The 20,089-nt window shown below is 53.8% G+C and carries 18 protein-coding genes and 1 riboswitch; of the genes, 9 read left to right on the top strand and 9 right to left on the bottom strand.

Annotation, left to right across the window (positions count from 1 at the left end; all coding sequences use genetic code 11):
• Positions 1 to 21 precede the first annotated feature (21 nt).
• Entirely contained in the window at positions 22 to 1,365 is a 1,344-nt protein-coding gene (locus tag DYE26_RS29845) for a TrkH family potassium uptake protein (RefSeq protein WP_051985826.1), read from the bottom strand.
• 66 nt (positions 1,366 to 1,431) lie between these two features.
• A riboswitch (cyclic di-AMP (ydaO/yuaA leader) is annotated at positions 1,432 to 1,601 on the bottom strand.
• Between the two features lie 283 nt (positions 1,602 to 1,884).
• On the opposite strand from DYE26_RS29845, the gene DYE26_RS29840 reads away from it, so the two are divergent.
• Positions 1,885 to 3,633 (top strand): CPBP family intramembrane glutamic endopeptidase, encoded by a 1,749-nt coding sequence (locus DYE26_RS29840; RefSeq protein WP_051985290.1) that lies wholly within the window; start codon positions 1,885 to 1,887, stop codon positions 3,631 to 3,633.
• A gap of 500 nt (positions 3,634 to 4,133) precedes the next feature.
• Here the strand turns inward: DYE26_RS29840 and uvrC are convergent, their stop codons facing one another.
• A complete protein-coding gene (gene uvrC, locus DYE26_RS29835; RefSeq protein WP_036627634.1) occupies positions 4,134 to 6,416 on the bottom strand; it encodes an excinuclease ABC subunit UvrC in 2,283 nt (760 codons plus the stop codon).
• 146 nt (positions 6,417 to 6,562) lie between these two features.
• Entirely contained in the window at positions 6,563 to 6,880 is a 318-nt protein-coding gene (gene trxA / locus DYE26_RS29830) for a thioredoxin (protein WP_036620128.1), read from the bottom strand.
• 321 nt (positions 6,881 to 7,201) lie between these two features.
• On the opposite strand from trxA, the gene DYE26_RS29825 reads away from it, so the two are divergent.
• Positions 7,202 to 7,357 (top strand): YqzM family protein, encoded by a 156-nt coding sequence (locus tag DYE26_RS29825; protein ID WP_115311354.1) that lies wholly within the window; start codon positions 7,202 to 7,204, stop codon positions 7,355 to 7,357.
• 552 nt (positions 7,358 to 7,909) lie between these two features.
• Here DYE26_RS29825 and dnaI read toward each other — a convergent pair.
• The 3 genes from dnaI to DYE26_RS29810 all read right to left on the bottom strand — a co-directional run bounded on the left by dnaI (position 7,910) and on the right by DYE26_RS29810 (position 10,840).
• Positions 7,910 to 8,863, bottom strand: coding sequence for a primosomal protein DnaI (gene dnaI, locus DYE26_RS29820; protein ID WP_036620126.1), 954 nt, complete (start codon positions 8,861 to 8,863; stop codon positions 7,910 to 7,912).
• A 40-nt stretch (positions 8,864 to 8,903) separates the two neighbouring features.
• Positions 8,904 to 10,442 (bottom strand): replication initiation and membrane attachment family protein, encoded by a 1,539-nt coding sequence (locus DYE26_RS29815; protein ID WP_036620124.1) that lies wholly within the window; start codon positions 10,440 to 10,442, stop codon positions 8,904 to 8,906.
• A gap of 224 nt (positions 10,443 to 10,666) precedes the next feature.
• Positions 10,667 to 10,840 (bottom strand): anti-repressor SinI family protein, encoded by a 174-nt coding sequence (locus DYE26_RS29810; protein ID WP_082207686.1) that lies wholly within the window; start codon positions 10,838 to 10,840, stop codon positions 10,667 to 10,669.
• Between the two features lie 554 nt (positions 10,841 to 11,394).
• Between DYE26_RS29810 and DYE26_RS29805 the strand changes: the two genes are divergently transcribed.
• From DYE26_RS29805 to DYE26_RS29790, 4 genes are all read left to right on the top strand, one after another.
• Positions 11,395 to 12,834 carry a hypothetical protein gene (locus DYE26_RS29805; protein ID WP_063836300.1) on the top strand — a complete coding sequence of 480 codons (1,440 nt, stop codon included), beginning with the start codon at positions 11,395 to 11,397 and terminating at the stop codon, positions 12,832 to 12,834.
• A 3-nt stretch (positions 12,835 to 12,837) separates the two neighbouring features.
• Positions 12,838 to 13,422, top strand: coding sequence for a signal peptidase I SipW (gene sipW, locus DYE26_RS29800; protein ID WP_036620122.1), 585 nt, complete (start codon positions 12,838 to 12,840; stop codon positions 13,420 to 13,422).
• A 97-nt stretch (positions 13,423 to 13,519) separates the two neighbouring features.
• On the top strand, positions 13,520 to 14,113 hold the full coding sequence (locus DYE26_RS29795) for a TasA family protein (RefSeq protein ID WP_036620118.1): 594 nt from the start codon (positions 13,520 to 13,522) through the stop codon (positions 14,111 to 14,113).
• A 151-nt stretch (positions 14,114 to 14,264) separates the two neighbouring features.
• A complete protein-coding gene (locus DYE26_RS29790) occupies positions 14,265 to 14,600 on the top strand; it encodes a helix-turn-helix domain-containing protein (RefSeq protein ID WP_036620116.1) in 336 nt (111 codons plus the stop codon).
• Positions 14,601 to 15,238: 638 nt separating this feature from the next.
• Here the strand turns inward: DYE26_RS29790 and DYE26_RS29785 are convergent.
• Positions 15,239 to 15,532 (bottom strand): YuiB family protein, encoded by a 294-nt coding sequence (locus DYE26_RS29785; RefSeq protein WP_036620114.1) that lies wholly within the window; start codon positions 15,530 to 15,532, stop codon positions 15,239 to 15,241.
• Between the two features lie 349 nt (positions 15,533 to 15,881).
• Between DYE26_RS29785 and hemQ the strand changes: the two genes are divergently transcribed.
• On the top strand, positions 15,882 to 16,628 hold the full coding sequence (gene hemQ / locus DYE26_RS29780) for a hydrogen peroxide-dependent heme synthase (protein ID WP_036620113.1): 747 nt from the start codon (positions 15,882 to 15,884) through the stop codon (positions 16,626 to 16,628).
• A 241-nt stretch (positions 16,629 to 16,869) separates the two neighbouring features.
• Here the strand turns inward: hemQ and DYE26_RS29775 are convergent, their stop codons facing one another.
• Both DYE26_RS29775 and DYE26_RS29770 read right to left on the bottom strand, forming a co-directional pair.
• Positions 16,870 to 17,118 carry a hypothetical protein gene (locus DYE26_RS29775; RefSeq protein WP_036620105.1) on the bottom strand — a complete coding sequence of 83 codons (249 nt, stop codon included), beginning with the start codon at positions 17,116 to 17,118 and terminating at the stop codon, positions 16,870 to 16,872.
• A gap of 1 nt (position 17,119) precedes the next feature.
• Positions 17,120 to 18,313: an NAD(P)/FAD-dependent oxidoreductase gene (locus DYE26_RS29770; protein WP_036620102.1), complete on the bottom strand. Its 1,194-nt coding sequence runs from the start codon at positions 18,311 to 18,313 to the stop codon at positions 17,120 to 17,122.
• Positions 18,314 to 18,761: 448 nt separating this feature from the next.
• Here DYE26_RS29770 and DYE26_RS29765 point away from each other — a divergent pair, with 448 nt between their 5' ends.
• The gene (locus DYE26_RS29765; protein ID WP_036620099.1) at positions 18,762 to 19,763 is read left to right on the top strand and encodes an NAD(P)/FAD-dependent oxidoreductase; all 1,002 of its coding nucleotides are present in this window, start codon (positions 18,762 to 18,764) and stop codon (positions 19,761 to 19,763) included.
• Positions 19,764 to 19,836: 73 nt separating this feature from the next.
• Positions 19,837 to 20,085 (top strand): hypothetical protein, encoded by a 249-nt coding sequence (locus DYE26_RS29760; RefSeq protein ID WP_036620096.1) that lies wholly within the window; start codon positions 19,837 to 19,839, stop codon positions 20,083 to 20,085.
• Positions 20,086 to 20,089 lie beyond the last annotated feature (4 nt).

Raw genomic sequence — 20,089 nt, 5'->3', positions numbered from 1 at the left:
TTAATCTCAAGTCCCCTTATCTTATCCTATAATCATTTTGCCTTCCGGATGGCGGTACAATTCCTTGCCTTTCTTCGGTCCAAGCGCATAAGCTAGCGTAAGCGGCCCGAGTCTTCCGGCGAACATCGTAAAGCTGATGAGGATTTTGCCGATTACCGTTAGTTTCCCGGTAAGCCCCATCGTAAGCCCGACGGTGCCGAACGCGGAGGTCGTCTCGAACAGAATGCTCAGGAAGCTGGCGTCCTCGGTCGTGGACAGCACCATGGCGACGGCCACCACAAGAAATAAAGCGAGCATCGTGATGGTGACCGCTTTGAAAATACGTTCCTGGGCCATCCGGTAGCGGAACAGGACGAGGTCCGACTGTCCGCGGATCATGGAGATGACCGCGCCGACGAGAATGGTGAAGGTCGTCGTTTTGATCCCGCCGCCGGTCGAGCTGGGCGAAGCCCCGATAAACATCAGGATGATCATAAAAAATTGCGAAGCCTGCCGCAGCTCGCCGATATCGACCGTGTTGGCCCCGGCCGTCCGCGGCGTCACCGACTGGAACAGCGCGGCCCAAAATTTCCCGCCCCAGCCGAGCGGGGCTAGCGTCCGCGGATTGGTGAATTCGAATATAAATATGACCAGGGCCCCGACCACGATCAGCGCCGACGTCATCGACAGCACCACCTTGGAATGCAGCGACAGCTTGCGGCGGCGCCGGAAATCAATGATGTCCGACAGCACGATAAACCCGATGCCCCCGGACACGATGAGAAACATCGCCACGAAGTTGACGAGCGGATCGGCCACGTACAACGTCAAGCTCCGGTATTCGCCAAACAGGTCAAACCCGGCGTTGTTGAACATGGATACCGCGTGAAAAACGCCGAAGTACAGCGCCCGGCCCAGCGGCATGTCAAACGCCCAGCGAATCGCGAACAGCAGCGCCGCGCAGGATTCAATGACCAGCGAATACAGCAGCACCTTGCGGATCAGCCGGACGATCCCCTCCATCGTGTTCTGGTTCATCGCCTCCTGCAGGATCAGCCGGTCCTTCAGCGAGATTTTCCGTTTCAACACGAGCGAAAACAAGGTGGCCATGGTCATGAACCCAAGTCCGCCGACCTGAATCAGCAGCATGATTACGATTTGGCCAAACGTGGAAAAATAGGTCCCGGTGTCGACGACGACCAGTCCCGTTACGCATGTCGCCGAAGTCGCCGTAAACAGCGCGTCGACGAACGGCAGCGTCTCCCCGGCCGCACTGGAAATCGGCAGCATCAGCAGCAGCGATCCCAGCAAAATGATGAGCGCAAAACCCAACACCAAAATTTGCGGCGGGGAAAAGCTGATTTTTTTGAAAGACAATTCATTCACCCCATTGTTGTCGTGAAAAAAGAACAAAAGAAAAAAGCACTGGAAATCCAATGCCTTTCGGTGTTTGGTTCCTGTTGCAGGAGGCCTACGAGGTTAGCTGACGGATTCGGGCATGCACAGTTGCCCTAATCGCCCGACCAAGGCAGCCATACCGGCTGCCGCCACAATCGCGCGAAATTCACCCCAAAAAAATCGGTTCCCCCGTTTTCGAAATCGAAATTAGGCCTTAATATTTTTTCAATTGTTTTCATTCCGTTTTCGTCAAATGGATTATAATCCTTATTGGCTTCCACTACAAAGGTTCATTTTGATTAAAAACAGTGAAAAAGGGCTGGAAACGGCAAATCCCCGATCTTCTTGCCGTCCAATCTGAGCCATGCTAGGGTATAACGGGATTATTGCATCTTTTCATCATTTTTGCCTTCAACTGGCGTTGGAAATTCCACTATGTTATCTTTACTGTGATGTACTTCGCGCAAAATCATACTTGAGAACAAAAAATTTTAAAGGAGTTTTGTAATGTTTTCACCTATGAAACCGTCCAGCCGCAGGCTGAAGACAAAAACGCTTTGGCTGATGGCCCTGATCGGGTTGGTCATTTTCTTCATCGTCCAGATTTTTCCGACAACCGCTTCCGACACGCTGCAGATGGAACAGTCGGATGACGTCATCGCCAAATCGCAGGCCAGAACGAAAGCTATCGAATTTGCAAAGTCGGTGCTGAACATCGAGTTGGCCGGTCATCCCGAAAAAGCGCTCGTTACCTATGAATCGCGCTCCGATCTGTACGGTTATTTAACGAAGGCGGATTTGCTCGCCCCTTTCCTGAAGACGTATGACAAGCAATTTCCGTACGACGTATTTCGCGTCCGTTTCAACGAACCAAACGATGTGTTTAGCGCTTTGACCGTCGACGTTCACATGACCACCGGCAAAGTGGTCGGGTTCGAGGAAATCGTTTCCTCGAGCAATGCGAAAAAGCAGATGATGCTGGACTACGGTACCGAAACGCCAGACTCGCTGCGCACCTGGGAGGGCGATTTGACGCTGGAGGAGAAGGAGCGGCTGGCCGCGCCTTATCTGGCCGCGTTCGGCTTTGACCCAGCCCGCCTTGAGCGCGTGTCGGGCGAGGGCGATGTCGGTCTGCTCTATCGCATCAAGGGGGATGAGCTCGGGGAGTCGCAAGCGACGATCGATATCCGCTACGAATACGGCGCCGTATCGTCATTCGAAAGCTACTTCTCCGTTCCTGAGTCGCATGCCGATTACGTCGCCGGGCAGACGCGGCTGGCCAACTGGCTTACCTTTGCCGGATACGCCCTGTTCACATTTGTGCTCGGCATCCTGGCCATCGTATACAGCGCGCTGACGCGGGCGCATACCACTTTTAAACGCGGGATTTTTCTGGCCGGCGCCTACTTCGTCTTGTCCGTCATCGGGACGGTCAACATGCTGCCTGTGTTTGAAAAGGACGGGCTCGATCCGATCGTGCTGACGGTAGGGTTCGTGATTCAAGGACTCGTCACCCTGATTCTTGCCGCCTCGGTATATTTCTCGCTCGTCGGCGGGGACGGACTGTGGCGGAAAAACGGCATCAATCTGTGGGCGCGGTCCAGGGAGGAAGGTTACGGCCGCCATGTGCTGACCGCGGTGGCCGACGGTTATGCGTGGGCTTTAATTTTGCTCGGGGTGCAGTCGGTTGTCTTCTTCATTCTGGAAAGAACGATTCATACCTGGTCGACGACCGATGCGACACAATCGCCGTACAACATGGTCTACCCGCTCCTGTTCCCGCTGCTCGCCTGGGTGGCCGGGATCGGCGAGGAAGCCGTTTACCGGCTGTTCGGCATTCCGATGCTGAAAAAGCTGTTCCGCAGCACGTTCATCGCCAGTCTTTTGACGACCTTGATCTGGGCTTTCGGCCATACGCTGTATCCGATCTATCCGGTCATTTCACGGCCGATCGAGTTGACCTTTATCGGACTGCTGTTCAGCTTCATTTTCCTGCGCTACGGCTTTCCGACCGTCGTTTTCTCGCACGTGATCTTTGACAGCATCCTTATGGCGCTGAGCCTGATGTTTATGGGCGGAGCGGTGAACATCGCCGCCGGTCTGGTCTACATCGCCCTGCCGGCGATCGTCGCTTACGTCATCTATCTGTTCAACCCGCCGGGCAAGGAGCGGCAGGGTCCGCCGCAGGGTCCACCGCCGCTGCAGCCGCAGCAGCCGGAGCCCCCGCAATCTCCGCAGCTGCTGCAGCAGCCTTAGGCGGCTGTGAAGAGGGTTGACCCTGCAGAACGCAAAAAACCGTCGAAGCAATTTTTGCTTCGACGGTTTTTTGGTTTAAGGAGCAGAGAGGAGTGAGCGTTGCATTTGTTTCCGCAAAATAGCGGCAATTGGCACTAGCGCTGCATTTAAATCTGTGGAAAGTTACCTTTTCTGGGCAAACCAATATTCTAACGGTTGCCACAAGCGCTATTTGTTCCAATCCCGTTGATTTCAAATTGTAACGGTTGCCATGGAGCTTATTTCGCTGAAAACCGGTAATTTCTGCTTGGATTCAGGCAAATAACGGCGCTCATAACCGTTAGAATTTAGAAAAGGTCTTTTTTCGGCAAATAGCCGCTGCTGCAACCGTTAGATTTCGGATAGCTTTTACGGGAAAGCTTGAGCAAAAGTTAATGCAACGCCGCCAGTGACTTTGGATCCCTATCACGCTCCCGCTCCTTGCGATCATGGTAAGCCATGGCTCCAAAACTGGCCGTAGTTTACAATTCTTCCGGCACGTCCTCGTCCCGCAGGGCGTCGATAATTTGGCGGGCGAGCTTGTCGCCGATCGAAAGCGGCCGGAAGTCTTCGACTGAAGCCTCTTTGATTTTTTTCAGCGAGCCGAAATGCTTCAGCAGCGCCTTGCGCCGTTTCTCCCCGATGCCGGGGATCGCGTCGAGCCGCGAAACAACCATCGACTTGCCGCGCTGCTCACGGTGGAACGTGATGGCGAAGCGGTGCACCTCATCCTGAATCCGCTGCAGCAGGTAGAACTCCTGGCTGTCGCGCGGCAGATGAATCGGCTCGGGCGGGTCAAAAGCCATCAGCTGCGCCGTTTTATGCTTGGCGTCCTTGACCAGGCCGCACACCGGGATATAGAGGCCCAGCTCGTTTTCCAATACGTCGGTCGCGGCGGAGATCTGCCCTTTGCCCCCGTCGACTACGACCACGTCGGGAAGCGGCAGGTTCTCTTTCAGCACCCGTTCGTACCTGCGGCGGATCACCTCGCGCATCGTTTCGTAGTCGTCCGGTCCCTGTACGGTCCGCACCTTGTATTTGCGGTACTCCTTCTTGGCCGGCTTGCCGTCGATAAACACGACCATCGCCGATACCGGGTTCGTCCCTTGGATGTTGGAGTTGTCGAACGCCTCGATGCGCGACGCCTTCTCCAGGCCGATCGCCCGCGCGAGGTTTTCCGCCGCCTTCGAAGTCCGCTCCTCATCCCGTTCGATCAGGCGGAATTTCTCGTCGAGCGCCACGCGCGCATTTTCCAAGGCCATCGTCACCATCTGCTTCTTCAGGCCGCGCTGCGGCACCAGCGTTTTGACGCCAAGCCATTCCTGCAGCGCCGCCGCTCCGGAGGCCGAATCCAGCGCCGCCGGCTGCTCCGCGGACCGGGTTTCCGGGCCGGCTTGAGCTTCCGGGCCGTTCTCGCCACGCAGCGCTGGTACCGGGCCAGCCTCGCCTTCCAGTTGCATGGCTTCCCCCGCTTGCGCCCCTGGCGTCGGCACCGGGCCGTTCTCGCCTTCCGGCGCTGGGGCCGGCACGGCCTGGACTCCCGGACTCAGCACCGGACTGTCCGCGCCTTCCGTTGCCGGAGCCAGCCCCGCCAGTGCAGCCAGCGCCGGTACCGCACCGTCCGCGCCTTCCTGCCCCGCAGCTTGCCCAGCCGCGGCCTCCGGCCCCAGGCCTACCGGCTCTGGCTCCGCTCCGTCTTCGCCGCGACGCTCAGCCGCAGCCCCGAACGGCTCAGCTCCGCGCTTCGGATCCCCCTCAGCCCGAGCGACCTCAGCCTCCGCATCCTCCTTCATCTCCGGCAGCAAAATCTCCTGCGGCAAGGCCGGATTTTCACTGTAATACTGCGTGACGAACGACAGAAAATCTCCGTATGCATCGCCGTAAAACGGGAATACCGACGCATGCCGCTCGATCATTTTCCCCTGCCGCATGTACAGGATCTGCACGCACATCCAGCCTTTGTCGACGGCAAAGCCGAAGACGTCGCGGTCTTTGGCGTCTTTCATCGTGATTTTCTGCTTCTCCATCAGCGCGTTGATATTGATGATCTGGTCGCGCAGTTCCTTGGCCCGCTCGAATTGCAGCTCCTCGGCCGCCTCATGCATTTTGCGCTCCAGCTCTTTTTTGATCTCCTCGTGCCCACCGCTCAGAAACGACGTTATTTCCTGGGTCATATCGTCGTAGGTCGATTGCGGAACCTCCTGCACGCATGGCGCCAGGCATTGCCCCATATGGTAATAAAGGCACACCTCTTTGGGCATCACGTTGCATTTGCGCAGCGGATACATGCGGTCGAGCAGCTTTTTCGTTTGCTGGGCCGCATACGCGTTCGGGTACGGACCGAAATATTTCGCTTTATCTTTAAGCACCCGCCGGGTCACCTCGAGCCGGGGATGCGGTTCATTCGTAATTTTGATATAAGGGAAGGTTTTGTCGTCCTTCAAAAGCACGTTATAACGCGGATGATGCTGCTTAATGAGGTTGCACTCCAAAATGAGCGCCTCCATGTTGCTTCCGGTTACGATATATTCGAAATCGCGGATTTCCGAGACCAGCCGCTGCGTTTTTCCGTTATGGCTGCCGGTAAAATACGAACGGACCCGGTTTTTCAGCACTTTGGCTTTGCCGACATAGATGATTTTGCCGTCTTTGTTTTTCATTAAATAACAGCCCGGCAAATCCGGCAGCAACGCCAGCTTGTGGCGAATCGCCTCCAACGCCTTCTCCTGCTCCTGCCCCTGCGCTTCGTTGACAAATGAGTCCACGCCCTTCATCCTCCTCCCGCATGGAATTTAGAAAAACATCCGCGCCGCCCGAAGGCGTACACCGCTTACACAGAAAACGCCCCCGGACGAAACCGGAGGCGTAATCCAAGGCGCGCAGCAAAAGTCCCTATCGCCTTATCCCTGTCTTATTGATGCTTGGCGATCAGGTTTTTCAGCGTGTCTTTCGAGTTCAACCCGACGATTTTGTCGACCGGTTGACCGTCTTTGAACAGGATCAGGGTAGGAATGCTCATTACGCCAAAACGGGAAGCCGTTTCCGGATTGTCATCCACGTTGAGCTTGGCGATTTTCACCGAGTCCCCCACTTCTGCCGACAACTCCTCCAAAATCGGAGCGATCATTTTGCAGGGACCGCACCAGGGAGCCCAGAAATCAACTAGAACCGGACCTTGTCCTTCAATTTCGCTATTGAAAGACTGATCGGATACATTAACAATGGCCATGATATTCTCCTCCTTATAGGTTTGCTTGGGAGCGCGTCAAATACCTGCTGCTTCAGCCCAGCAATTGGATTGAATGTGAGAATGATGCAGACCGTTCGCCGGTAAAACGTTCCAAGATGAACATTTTCAGGGATCTCTCCCTGAGCGACAGCTGCCGAACCAATTATACCACATCCCACTAAAAAAAAGAAAGTGCTCCGCCCATCCCTTCTTCTTTACAAAGTGAAAAGCGATTGGTTATACTAAGAATAACCTGAAAACGAATTGTCTATGACAAATGTAGTTGACGACACGATAAATTCGCGAGGAGGCCCCATCGCTATGGATGCAAACACGCATGCGAACGATCCACGGCAGCATATTAACGAAGAACCGCGCAACGACCTGTTCGATCTGATGAACGGTTTCTTCGGCATGCTGACGTTAATGATCGTGATCTTTTTCGGGATGGTTATCATTAAATTTATTGCCGGTTAATTGAAGCGCCTACATACCTCCGGCATTGACGCTCGCTACGGCACGGCACGGCGGCAAAAAACCGGACTTCCTTCGGGAAGTCCGGTTTTTTGCCGATGTTCGGGAAGGCACCGGCCCCTCCCGGAAATAGCGGTAATTTATGTCGTTATTTCTGCGGTGCTGCCCTTCGCTTAGAAAATAGCGGAACTTTCGGTCCCTATTTTCTAATTAAGCTTGAAAAAAACGCCTTTCTCCCCCCATCCGGCAACAATAGAGGTAAAAAATTCCGCTATTTTATGCCAAGCCCTTACCTTGGCGAAAATAGCGGAATTTTTTACCGTTATCTCCGCGGCCTCAGCAAACGTGGACCGCCCCCCACGGCGGCGGCAAGCTAAGTGCACTTGGCGGATGGAAGCCCCAGCCGTTTTATGGCGCGTCCGGCGCTTAGAGGGCAGGCATCCGGTCCGGAGTTGACAAGGTTACTTCCAAGGATGCGGCCAAAATGCGGCCGTTCACCTCACGCTCGGCCCCAAGCCGCAGCCGTTTAATCCGCGCCCCCTGCCAAGCTTCCTGTCAAGACCGCCCGCGCTTATTCGTCCCGCGAACCTGGACGACCTCCACAAACGGCGCGATCCGGTCCATCAGCCGCTGGCCTTTATGGGCCTCTTCCCCGTCCTTGCTCGTGAAGCTTAAATGCTTCTCCAGCGCGTTCAGCGAATAATTCGACGTATAAAAAGTCGGCTTGCGGTTCATCCGGTAATTCAAAATCGAACCCAGAACATGATCGCGCACCCAAGGGTTCAAATTTTCCGCTCCGATATCGTCAAAAATGAGCAGATCCACCTGCTTCATCATCTCCACCGTTTCACGCAGCTTGTCGCTGTCCTGCAGCATCGACTTCAGCTCTTCCACGAATTCGGGCATATACACGATCGCCCCGGAATATCCCTCTTTGGCGAGCTCGTGCAAAAGATAGCACATCAGGAACGTTTTGCCCGTGCCAAAATGCCCTTCCAGGTACAGCCCCCTAGGCTTCAGGCCTTGTTCCCTAATCTCGTTGATGTAACGGAACACTTGGGCAACGGCCGGAGCCCGCAAGCTGTCCTTCGACATAATTTCCACTTCGCTGTAGCCTTCCTCCAGCGCCCGTTCATCCACATAAAAACTGTGGATCCGCTTTTTCACGGAAAGTTCCCGCTCATACTGCAGCTGCTTGCCGCAGGGAACCTGCAGATCCACCAGCTCCGGCTTGCCGCCCAGCTGCTCCACCGCCAGCTTCGTATAATGCCCGGGAAAATCGTTCGGGCAATTCGCGAGCCCGGGGCAGTTTTCGCAGTGCCGGCGGTCGTTCACATATTGATACAGCTTGGCCATGCCGCGCATCAGCTGCTGCTGTTCAAGCTCCGGATGGCTGCTGCGCAGCTCCCAGACCAGCGGATCGTTCATGAGTCTCGCGGCCAGTTCCTCCGAGCGCTGCCTTAGCTGCGAGCTTTTCATTTGCGACAGCAGTTCCCCCAGCGATTCCATGTCGCATTCACCTTCCCCGGCCCCCATGGCCCGTTATGATTCATATCCCTTTTTGCTTTTTGGCTTGCATCTGCTCCGCCATCTTGATCAGCTCGGCAAATTCCTCTTCGGACAAAGCCTGGTCATCCCCGGACTGCTGTACGATCGGAATCTCCGGCTTCGGCTTCGCGCTCCGGCCGGCGTAGGATCTTCCCCGTTTGGCGCCCCCGGCCGCCGCCGCGTTGCCGGCCGCTTTATCCTTGACCTTGGCCTGGTCCCTAATGTATTGAACCGCCTTCTCATAGGTGTCGACCTGTTTCAGCAGCATGTTCGCCGCGATCGCATCGATGAAATTGCGGTTGATCCGCTGCTCCCCGCCGGAGGTTAACAGCGACATCAAATAATGGATAAGTACGTTGATCACTTCGCCGGGCAGCTTATAGTTCAAATCGACTTTTTCAAAAATATCGAGCAGGTTGTCCGGCACCGTCCCCGGAAAAAACGTCTTCAATAGCCGGGTATACGGCTCGTTGCGCAGCATCATATTGTATTGATGAACATCGCATTTGCTCTGGAACTGCGGCGGAACATCCACGTAATACTCCATCTGCACCGCCACCTCTTCCGGATGGCTGATGGACTGGGCCGCCGAACCCGCCGCTTCTCCCCCGCGCAGCGAGACGATTTTGCCGTACGCAACCTCGCGCGCCTCCTTGCGCCGTTTTCCCTGCCGGAACTGCAAATTGGCCCTGTACTGCAATTCGTCCAGCAGGATGGCTCCGGCCGGATCAAACACGCCGTCCTCGTCGAGCAGCCGGCAGATGTCCTGCACGCCTAAATCGTACTTGCGGGCGATGTAATTCACGATCCCCATGCCTTCCGGGTCAAAGCGCAGCGCCTCCACAAACGGGCGGTTGCGCGACTCCCGGGGAAACCGGAGAATAATGTCGGCGTAATTGATCGCCTCTTCCTCCGGCCCCAGCAGCACGCCCGGCTGCCGGGCGATCGACGTCTCGGCGATCGCCTGCTCCAGCTCGTAATCGATCGAGTGCGTATTCAACTCAAAGATATCGTAAAACGGCACGGAAATATTTTCTTTGTTATAAGTTACGCCTGCCCAAGCCTCCGGTTCATTGCTGAACAGCTGTTCCCGCAGCGCCAGGACGGCAAATTTGCCGATTTTGTCGCGCAGCAGCAGCGTCAGATGCTGGGTTCTGAAAAACTCTGCAGGCGACAGCGGCGCCTGCAGCTCGTATTCGTACATATAATCGTCGCTGTCCGGTACGTACAGGCGGCTGGTCTGCAGCAGGCCGACGGCCTCCAGCTTGGAAGCCTGCTCGATCAGGAACTTCCTCCCCTTTTCGCTCGGGTCCACCCCCAGCGTCAGGAACAGCCTCCGCTGCTGCTCGACCTTGGAATAACCGACCTGCTCCAGCGGAACCTGTTCCGCCAGCAGCCGGTACAACGCCACGGCAAACGCCCCGACCATCGGCTGGTAGATCATGGCCAGCATCTTTCCGTCCACCGGGCTGAGACTGAAGTCGCGGTATACGCAATAACGGTGATTTTCGGTAAAATGCAGCATGTTGTTCATGCGCACGGCTTTATCGCCCCTTCCCTCTCACGCACAAATAGACTTTATCTATTTTAGCATAAAAGGCTTCGCCCTGAATCGCCTTTGGCATACAAAAATCGCCGTTTTTCCCCTCGCACCGCGCTGGCGCCGCGTTTTACGCCCCTTTTTGCCTCCGAACAAAAATCGCCGAAAAAAAAAGAACCGTCCCGCTCCGCTCGGGGGACGATTCGCCAGCTCTCTATTCAGAGCTATTTATGATATAAATGCCATTGTGCATAATTTGATCGTTCCCCCGACAAAAAGCGCCGAACCTCCTCGATGGATATCCCCGCATCCTTGGCCATGGCGAGCAGAACCACCCATTCAGGGTCGATTTCCCCGGGGCACCGGTCACGAACAATAACCTGGGCGGATTTTTTCAACAACAATCCCCTCCTAAGATCATTATTTAGGCTTGTCCCCGGACAGACCAGCCATTTTAGTGTCCCTACCTTAGATCTGAGACTTTGTGCCAATGGATTACGGGCTTTCAGCCAGAAAGCTTCCTTAGTTCTTATTATAATGTCCCCGATCTGAAAAGTATGTCGTTCCGCGTAGGCCAAGCACGTAAATTTGATGGAAAAAGCTATATTTTATTGTTTAATTGTTACATTTGTTGTAAATTTTAGTAAATTCACTGATGCAAGTCACAAAACAAAGTTCTGTTCTTAACAAAGAACGAAATTTATAAATAATAAACGTAAACGGGCATAATACCAAGATAATTCAAGATATTTGTTCATTATTGAGAACAATCGAGCGAATTCGCGGGTTTCCTTTCTTTGGGAATTTCGTGTATATTTGAGTCACGGAATTCGTTCTTAATAAAGAACATATTAACGAACGAGCCGACCCCCTTGGAAAGGAGGAACCTTTTCTGCGAAGATCCCGAACCGGCGCGATCCGCAAACGGCGCAAAAACCGGAAGAAACAAAAGATGGTGAAAACGCTGCAATCCGGATTGATTTTTTCTACCTTGTTATTGTGGACCTCGCAGCAAGTCGGCACCACCTTCGGGGAATTCACCAGCGTACGCGAGGATCATTCGGAAATTAAGGCATGCCGGGTATTCCCCAGCCAAATTGAAAACCAACTGTCGCTGTTGGCTGAACACCTTGAACGGGCCGCTTCATTAAAAGGAAGATTGCTAGGCTCTGCCGTGACCCCTCCTGCCTATAATCCATCCGCTACCGATTTGGTTTACGATGGCGGCGAAGGAACAAACGAATTCGAGGCCGGCAGCCGGTTGGGGCCGGCCGCGGCCGGCCTGTCGGCGCGAATCGGCGAACTGAACGCCATGATTCAGCAGTTGGAGCAGCAAAAGGCCTTGAATCAGTCCATTTGGCAGGAGCTGCAGCGGGAACTTGCCGCCGCCTCCGCGCCGGTTCATGAACTGCTAACCTCGCTGAACGAGCTGGAGCCGAATTGCGCCGAACTGTCGCAAACGACGCTGCTGGACCGGATCACCGACCTTTTGGAGCGCAGTGGATTACATTCAGGCTCGTTAAGCGGGACGCTGCAAGAAATCCTAAGCTACTTGCGTTCCGTCCACCAATTAGGATCGCTGACGTCCGACGGCTTTGCGGCCGATAGCTATGCAACCGCTGCCTTTTTCGATGGCCGGGTCGCTATCGATGGGGATCCCGCCGGAGAAGAGTTGCTCGCTTATTTTGAAAGCGTACAAGCTTCCCTGCAGTCGGCCATAGCCGGTCTGACCGCCGGCATCTCCAGTCTGGAGGCACAGAGAGCGCAGCTGTTGCCGGAGGCGGAAGCGCAGCGGCCGGCGGAAATCGAGCGGCAGAAGCAGCTGCAGGAAGAGCAGGCCAAACAAGAAGAGCAAGCCGGTGAGAAGGAACCGGCCGCCCCGGACGGGTCCGGGAACCCGAGCGATGGCGAAACGCCTCCGCCGGGAGACAAACAAGCGGTAAAGGATAAAACGCCGGCCGAGGGAGATATCCCAACAGTTAGCGAGACCGGCGATGGGGAAACTCCACTGGCTGGAGAGGCCAGCAACGAGAAGACTCCGACGGCTGGAGAGAGCGGCGGCGGGGATGTACGGATTCCTGCGGATAGCGAAGGCGGCGACGGGGACGAACCTACCTCCTCCGCTGAACAATCCGCCGATCCTAACGATTCGCATGCGAACAAACCATCGCCGCCTCAACCGGAACGGTCTGCCGCCGGCCCAAGTCCTGCGCAGCCCGAAGAACCCCCGGCTTCCGAAGATGGCGCGCCGGCCGAAGGCGGGCAACCCGGCGGCCAAAATTTGGATCAAGATGGGCCTGGCCAGGCAGATTCCGCGGATTCCGCGGATTCCGCAGATGCCGGTGCCGATGCCTCTCCCTCTCCCGCAAATGATCAGAAAGGCGGTGAATGAGTCATGCGGATTCGAAAATGGTTGGCAAATGCGCTGACGGTTCTGATGGCGGCTGCCTTTTTTACCGTGGCCGGCTCAGCCGTCATGTCGAAAATGTCCGGCAATGAACCGAATTTCTACGGTTATCAGTTGAAAACGGTACTGTCCGGCTCAATGGAACCCTCCATACCCACCGGTTCCATCGTGGCCATTAAGCCCGGAGGCGACATGACCCGATTTACCGCCGGCGATGTTATCACCTTCCGGGCGGACGAACAGAAACTGATCACCCACCGCATCGTCGAAGTCGCCCGCAATGAGCTAACCGGTCAGGTCCTTTACCGGACCAAAGGAGACAACAACGATGCCCCCGACCTGGAGCCGGTTGATCCGGCCAATGTCACCGGCGTTTACACCGGCTTTAACGTCCCTTATGCAGGATACGTTCTCAATTTCGCCGGGACGAAATTGGGGAATGTCACGCTGTTGATCGTCCCGGGGGCGCTTTTGTTCCTGTATGCCTTAGCCTCCTTATGGAAAGCCATTTCGGCGCTGGAAGACAAGAAGCCGGACCCGAACGCATCCCAACCGGACGCCAAGGCCCCATAACACAGTAAGTCGCTTGTTTCTAACTTTCGGTTGCTCTCCTTATGACTTCATAAGGATGCAATATAAAAAATCATTTAAAATAAGGGAGGAATTTTGTATGGGTATCAAAAAGACATTAGGTTTCGGAGTAGCCACCGCAGCGCTTGGATTGACTTTGATCGGCGGAGGAACGTTCGCTTATTTTAGCGATTCCGTGGAAACGACCGGTACGTTCGCCGCAGGCACCTTGGATCTCAACGCCGATCCGACGGCGATCATCGACGTGGGCAATCTTAAGCCGGGGGATACCGCCACCCGTACGTTCAAGCTGAAAAACGACGGCACGCTCGACATCGCCAAGGTATTGCTGAAAACGACCTATACGGTTGTGAATAAGCCGGGGGTTCCTGAAAACACGGATGACTTCGGCAAACATATCGTCGTTAGATTTTTGAAGAACATCGACAAAAAGGAAACCGTCATTTACCAAACCACGCTGTATGACCTGCAAAATCAAGCCCCTGACGCCGTGGAAAACAAATGGGTGGCCTGGTTCGAAGAGCATGGGGGCTTGAAAGCCGGCGATACCGACGACCTGATCGTCAACTTCGAATTCAAGGATAACGGCCAGGATCAAAACGAATTCCAAGGTGACGCTTTGAACCTGAAATGGACGTTCGAAGCGAAGCAGGGCGCAGGAGAAGTCAAATAATTCAGCCGTCAAACCGAAGCAGAACACCTTGGCCCGCTCCTCGGGTTAAGGTGTTCTTTACTTAACGTAATTCCGACTATACGCCTTTGTCCTATCACGTATATTTTGATATAATGGCATCAAATTATTCTGATAGAAGGGCGACGGCTACATGGCAGAACGTATTGGCGAACGCATTCAGAAAATCCGCCAGGATCGGGGATATTCCTTGTCCGAGCTTGCGGATAAAGCGGATGTAGCAAAATCCTACCTGAGCAATGTCGAACGAAATATTCAAACGAATCCTTCCATTTCCTTCATCGAGAAGATCGCCGATGCTTTAAACGTTTCGATCCACCTGCTCTTGTACGGCGACCGCCCTGCGGAGGACTTGCTTGACCCGGAATGGTGGGAGCTGGTGCAGGAAGCGATGACTTCGGGCGTCAGCAAAAAAGAGTTCAAGGACTTCCTCGAATACCAGAAATGGAAAATGGGACAGAAGAACTAACGGCCAGCGCAAAAAGCGCAAAAAACCTCACTGCCGGCGAGGTCCTTTGCATGCGCAATCCCATACGTTGGATTCGCGAGGGGAATAGGTATGGGTTTCCCCCCCACATCCATTCCCCTTTTCGGTTTTTACCCCGAGAACCCTTTCCTCCTTTTATCAGCCATCAGCAGAAGCATCGAGAATTTCGGCTTCACCTTCCAAACTTTGGACAGACGCTCTAACGGTTGCCCACAAGCGTTATTTGTGCCAAAAACGTTGATTTCAAATTGTAACGGTTGTCATAGCGCTTATTCCACTGATATCCGGCTATTTTGGCTTAGATTCAGGCAAATAACGACGCTTACAACCGTTAGAAATTAGAAAAGGTCTTTTTTCGGAAAATAGCCGCTGCTGCAACCGTTAAATTTCCGGGTAGCTTTTTTTGGGAAATGTTTAGCAAAAGTTAATGCAACGCTAGTGAGGTAAATAAGGTCAGCTGTGTACAGCTGTGTCCGTTATATTTTGCAAACCTCCGTTTTTCCGCAAATAACGACTCTGGTGTCCCTTACCTGCAGATTCCTCTTCCCCTCTCTCCTGCGTATCGTCCGCCATACTTTTCAAGGAAGCCCGGCCCGCGTTTAGAGGTAGTTTTTCTTGCCTTAAAACATTTTATATCCGGCCTGCCGAAGCTTGCGGATCGTCCACCCGCTGAGGATAGCTCCGCCAAGCCCGGCCAGCGCCGTCAAGTAATCGACCAGCCGGAACGAGGCCAAATAAACGCCGAAGCTTTTATCATGGTTCCACAAGGTGTACACGACGATCGGCAAAATGACCAAAATGAAAATATATGCGGGAAACCACGTCGTTTTCATCAGCATGTTCAAGATAAAACCGATGCCGAACATCATGACGAAAAACAAAACCATCAGAATTAATACGATGAGCCAGCCCATCGTTCTCCCACCCTTCTAAGAGGTAGTTCAAAAGTCATCTTTCGATCACGAAGCAATAGCAGGGAGCCTATTCGACATCGAATCTTGAATTCAGTCGGTCGCTCCGTTGCTCCAAACCTGACTGTTCGAACCTTTATTGAAACGGTAGTTCAAAATGTGAACTATAAAATAAATCACACGAATTCAAGCTAGTAGTTAGTTTACTAGAAAAAATGTAACGAAGCAATGAACTTTGGATGAAATATTGATGAACTGATTTGCCCCGTCTGCCAACCATGCGCTACAATAAGGGGAGTGTAATTTCCATACTTTTGATAGCGTTTAGAAATTGATCTGGGAGTGATTATAAATGAACGAAGCGGCATTAACCCTGGATGGTTGGTATGCCCTCCACGATTTCCGCACGATCGACTGGAAAGCCTGGAAAGCGGCGGACGACGAAGAACGCGCCGGCGCCCTGGAGGAACTGCATCATTTTCTGCAGGAATGGAACGACATGGAGCAAAATAAAACGGGCAGCACCGCGGTCTACTCGATCGTCGGCCAGAAAGCGGACATCGTGTTTATGCATCTCCGGGAAACGATGGAGGAACTGAACGCGCTGGAAACGGCCTTTAATAAAACGACGTTCGCGGAATATACGACAAAGGCTTATTCCTACGTCAGCGTCGTCGAGCTCAGCAACTATTTGGGCTCCGGCGACGGCGACCCTAAAGCCAATCCGGAAGTGATGGCCCGCCTGCAGCCGATTCTGCCCAAAGCGAAGCATATTTGCTTCTATCCGATGAACAAAAAACGCGACCTCAGCGATAACTGGTACATGCTGTCGATGGAGGAGCGCCGCGCCATGATGCGCAGCCACGGCATGATCGGGCGAGGTTATGCCGGCAAAGTGAAGCAGATCATCACCGGCTCCGTCGGCTTCGATGATTGGGAATGGGGCGTTACGCTGTTCTCCGACGACCCGCTGCAGTTCAAAAAGCTGGTGTACGAAATGCGCTTCGACGAAGTGAGCGCACGCTTCGGCGAATTCGGCAGCTTTTTCGTCGGCAATCTGCTCAACGCCGAGCTGCTTGACGAAATGCTGAAGATGTAACAAGCAATTTATAAAAAGGAATACTGGGGGATATGGGGCTTTGCGGGCGGTTTCGCCGTTACGTCCCATATCCCTTTTCCTTTATCCTCGTCGTACCAGCCGCTATCTCCCTCCATTGCCACTACGAACTGCAAAAGTGCAGTCCCTTCTCACCAAAAATGCCGCAAAATAGCCGATCAAATGCAAAAAGCCCCGGACGAAAAAAAGGCGCGCCCTTTAACATCATGAGCACGCCCTCCTTCTATTCATCTTCATCCCCGGATTTCAGCGATTCGAGAAATTCCGCCGTCGCCCGGTCGCGGTCCCGGCTTTTCTCCTTCAGCCGCTCGATCGCCGGAAGGATCAGGATATCGACTTCCTTCTGAATCGTATACGACAAGTCGTAGCGCTGCTGCGACTCGAGGAAGGAGCCGACCTCCATCAGCGCATTGTACCGGTCCAGCTCCTCCCGGGTCAACAGTCCGCGCACCTGCACGCTGCAGTGGCGCATTTTAGAAAAATCTGCCTTTTCTCAGCACGAGCGGAATGCCGCCGATAATAAACAGGTAACGCATATCCACCAGTTTCTTCAACTGGGCCGCCACCCAGCCTTTATATTTCTTGCCGAACGCCGAAGCGATCGCTTCGCCTTTGCCGAGGGAAGCCACCGTTCCTTTGTGGCTGAATACGAATTTCTTCATCTCCTTGCCGCGGATTGAAGCTACGACGTTTTGCGCGCAAGTGACGCCCTGCTGCATGGCGATTTGCGCCGTCGGAGGATACGGCCGGCCCTCCGGATTAAAAAACAGCGAGTTGTCGCCGATAATATAAATGTTGTCATGTCCCGGCGCCCGCAAATACTCGTCGACTTTTACGCGCCCGCGGGCCGTTTCGAAGCCTGCCGCTTCAATCAGCCGGTTGCCGCGGATACCGCCGGTCCAAACCACCGTGGCCGACTTGATCTCTTCGCCCGTGGCCAGAACCACGCCGTCTTGCGTGCATTCCTTGATCGCCACGCCGATTTTGAACTGGACGCCTTTCTTGCGGAGCACTTCCATCGCGTAATCGACCAGTTCGGGATCAAAACCGGGAAGCGCCGTCGGTGCCGCTTCCACATTGTATACATTGACCAGGTTCGGATCGACGTCGTATTCTTTGCACAGCCGCGGGATGCGGTCGGCCAGCTCGGCCACGAATTCGATGCCGCTGAACCCGGCGCCGCCCACCACGAAATTCAAACGATCGGTGCGGGTTTCATCCAATTTGTACAGCGCAAACTGATATTCGATATGCTGCCGGATCAAGCGCACGGAGTTGATGCTGCGGATCGTCATCGCGTATTCCGTCAGCCCCGGAATGCCAAACGATTCCGGTTCGCCGCCCAGCGCAATAATAAGGTAATCGTATGACAACGTGCCGTCCTGAAGCACGACTTTCTTATCGGCCAGGCGGATTTCCTGAACATTGGATTTCACCAAATCGATTTTGAATTCATCGATCAGCTTGGAAATCGCCACGCGGGTGCGATCGATCGAATCGGTTCCCGCCGCGGGCATATGCAGATGGGTCGTAAAATAATGATAATCGTGACGGTTGACCAGGGTAACGTCCGCTTCGTTGTAGTTCAATTCCTTCTGCAGACGCTGCGCGGTTAGAATACCGCCGTAACCCGCCCCAAGAATCACGATCTTCGGTATGGTACTCATGAACTTGTTCTCCTTCCAAATGTAAGCACTCTATATTTGTTTATTAACCCAATGATGTTAATGTGAAAATTCACACATAAGAAAAGCTTCTATCCACGTATATTCAAATAAAAAAATAGCCTCTATCTAATTTTGGCCGTTTTATTTGTAAATTTTGCGACATTTGTCACAATAAGTTTAAACGTTGTCTGTATGAATATCAAAACAATGGAGCAGTATTTTTCATAAATGTACTTTTTTCGTCACATATAAATGTACATACATTTGAATAATATCGGCTTTTACATAAAAGATCAAGTCTTAATTTGCGCGCCATTGCGGGACTTTCCGCCTTTTTCTTGACGTTTTTCGGCCTGCCCGCCCTTTCCTTTGCAAGTCGAAGCGGGGCGTTTATAATAAAGTAGAAATGACATTTATAAAAGAGAAACCATCTGGAGGTGTTTGATCCGTGTCATCCCAAAGCAATAGCGGTGATTTTACCGACCTGCTGATCATCGGCGGGGGTCCTGCAGGCATGTTCGCCGCCTTTTACGGAGGAATGAGAAAGGCTTCCGTCAAACTTATCGAAAGTATGCCTCAACTGGGGGGGCAGGTTGCTGCCCTTTACCCTGAGAAATATATTTATGATATCGCCGGTTTCCCCAAGATCACCGGTCAGGAGCTGATCAACAACCTGAACGAGCAGCTCAAGCTGTTTCAGCCGGATATCCGGCTGGAGGAGAAAGTGCTCCAAATCGAAAAGAAGGACGAACGCCATTTCGTGGTAACGACCGATAAAGACGTGCATCAGGCGCGCGCCATCATTATTACCGCTGGCGTCGGCGCCTTCGAACCGCGCCGGCTGGAGCTCGAAAACGCCGAAGCGTTCGAGAAAACGAACCTTCATTATTTCGTCAGCGACATGAACCGGTTCCGCGGCAAAAAAGTGCTGATCAGCGGCGGCGGCGACTCCGCCGTGGACTGGGCGCTCATGCTTGAACCGATCGCCGAGCAAGTGACGCTCATTCACCGCCGGGACAAATTCCGCGCTCATGAACACAGCGTGGAGCAGCTCATGAACTCCCGCGTGCATGTGATCACGCCGACGGAAATCGCCGCGCTGCACGGCGGAGAGCGTATCGAACGCGTCACTCTGGCCGACGTCAAAACCAAGGAAACCCAGGAGATCGCCGTCGATGACGTCATCGTCAATTTCGGCTTCGTTTCCTCACTCGGGCCGATCGCCGAATGGGGGCTCGACATCGAAAGCAACGCGATCGTCGTCGATTCGCGGATGGAAAGCTCGATTCCCGGTATTTTTGCCGCCGGAGACATTACGACATATCCCGGCAAACTCGATCTGATCGCCGTCGGCTTCGGCGAAGCGCCAACCGCGGTCAACAACGCCAAGGTGTATATCGACCCGGACGCCAAACTGTCTCCGGGCCACAGCAGCAACATGAAACTGTAATCCGTACATGAGATTGCAAACAAAAGGGTATCTTACCTATACGGAATATTCTGCCGTAAAGGAGAGATACCCTTTGCCATTTATATGCCCGCTATGCAACGGCTTGGCGCCATTAACCGCCACCTGTCCCGATTGCGGACACGTACTGGAGAACGCCGGACGGAAAGAAGACTACGTCGGGCCTTACAGCCCTTACGGTTCGGCGGATCAATACACCTCCGCGATTTCCGCGAGCATTCCGTCCGGCTGCGAACATGTCGTTCAATGTCCGCATTGTCATGAAGCTTATATTTATCATGTGAACGCTTGGCAAGCGCCTTAAAAGT

The sequence above is a fragment of the Paenibacillus macerans genome (assembly GCF_900454495.1).
Taxonomy (GTDB): domain Bacteria; phylum Bacillota; class Bacilli; order Paenibacillales; family Paenibacillaceae; genus Fontibacillus; species Fontibacillus macerans.
Note: the sequence above shows the minus strand (reverse complement) of the source record. Positions and strands in the feature narration are given on the sequence as shown.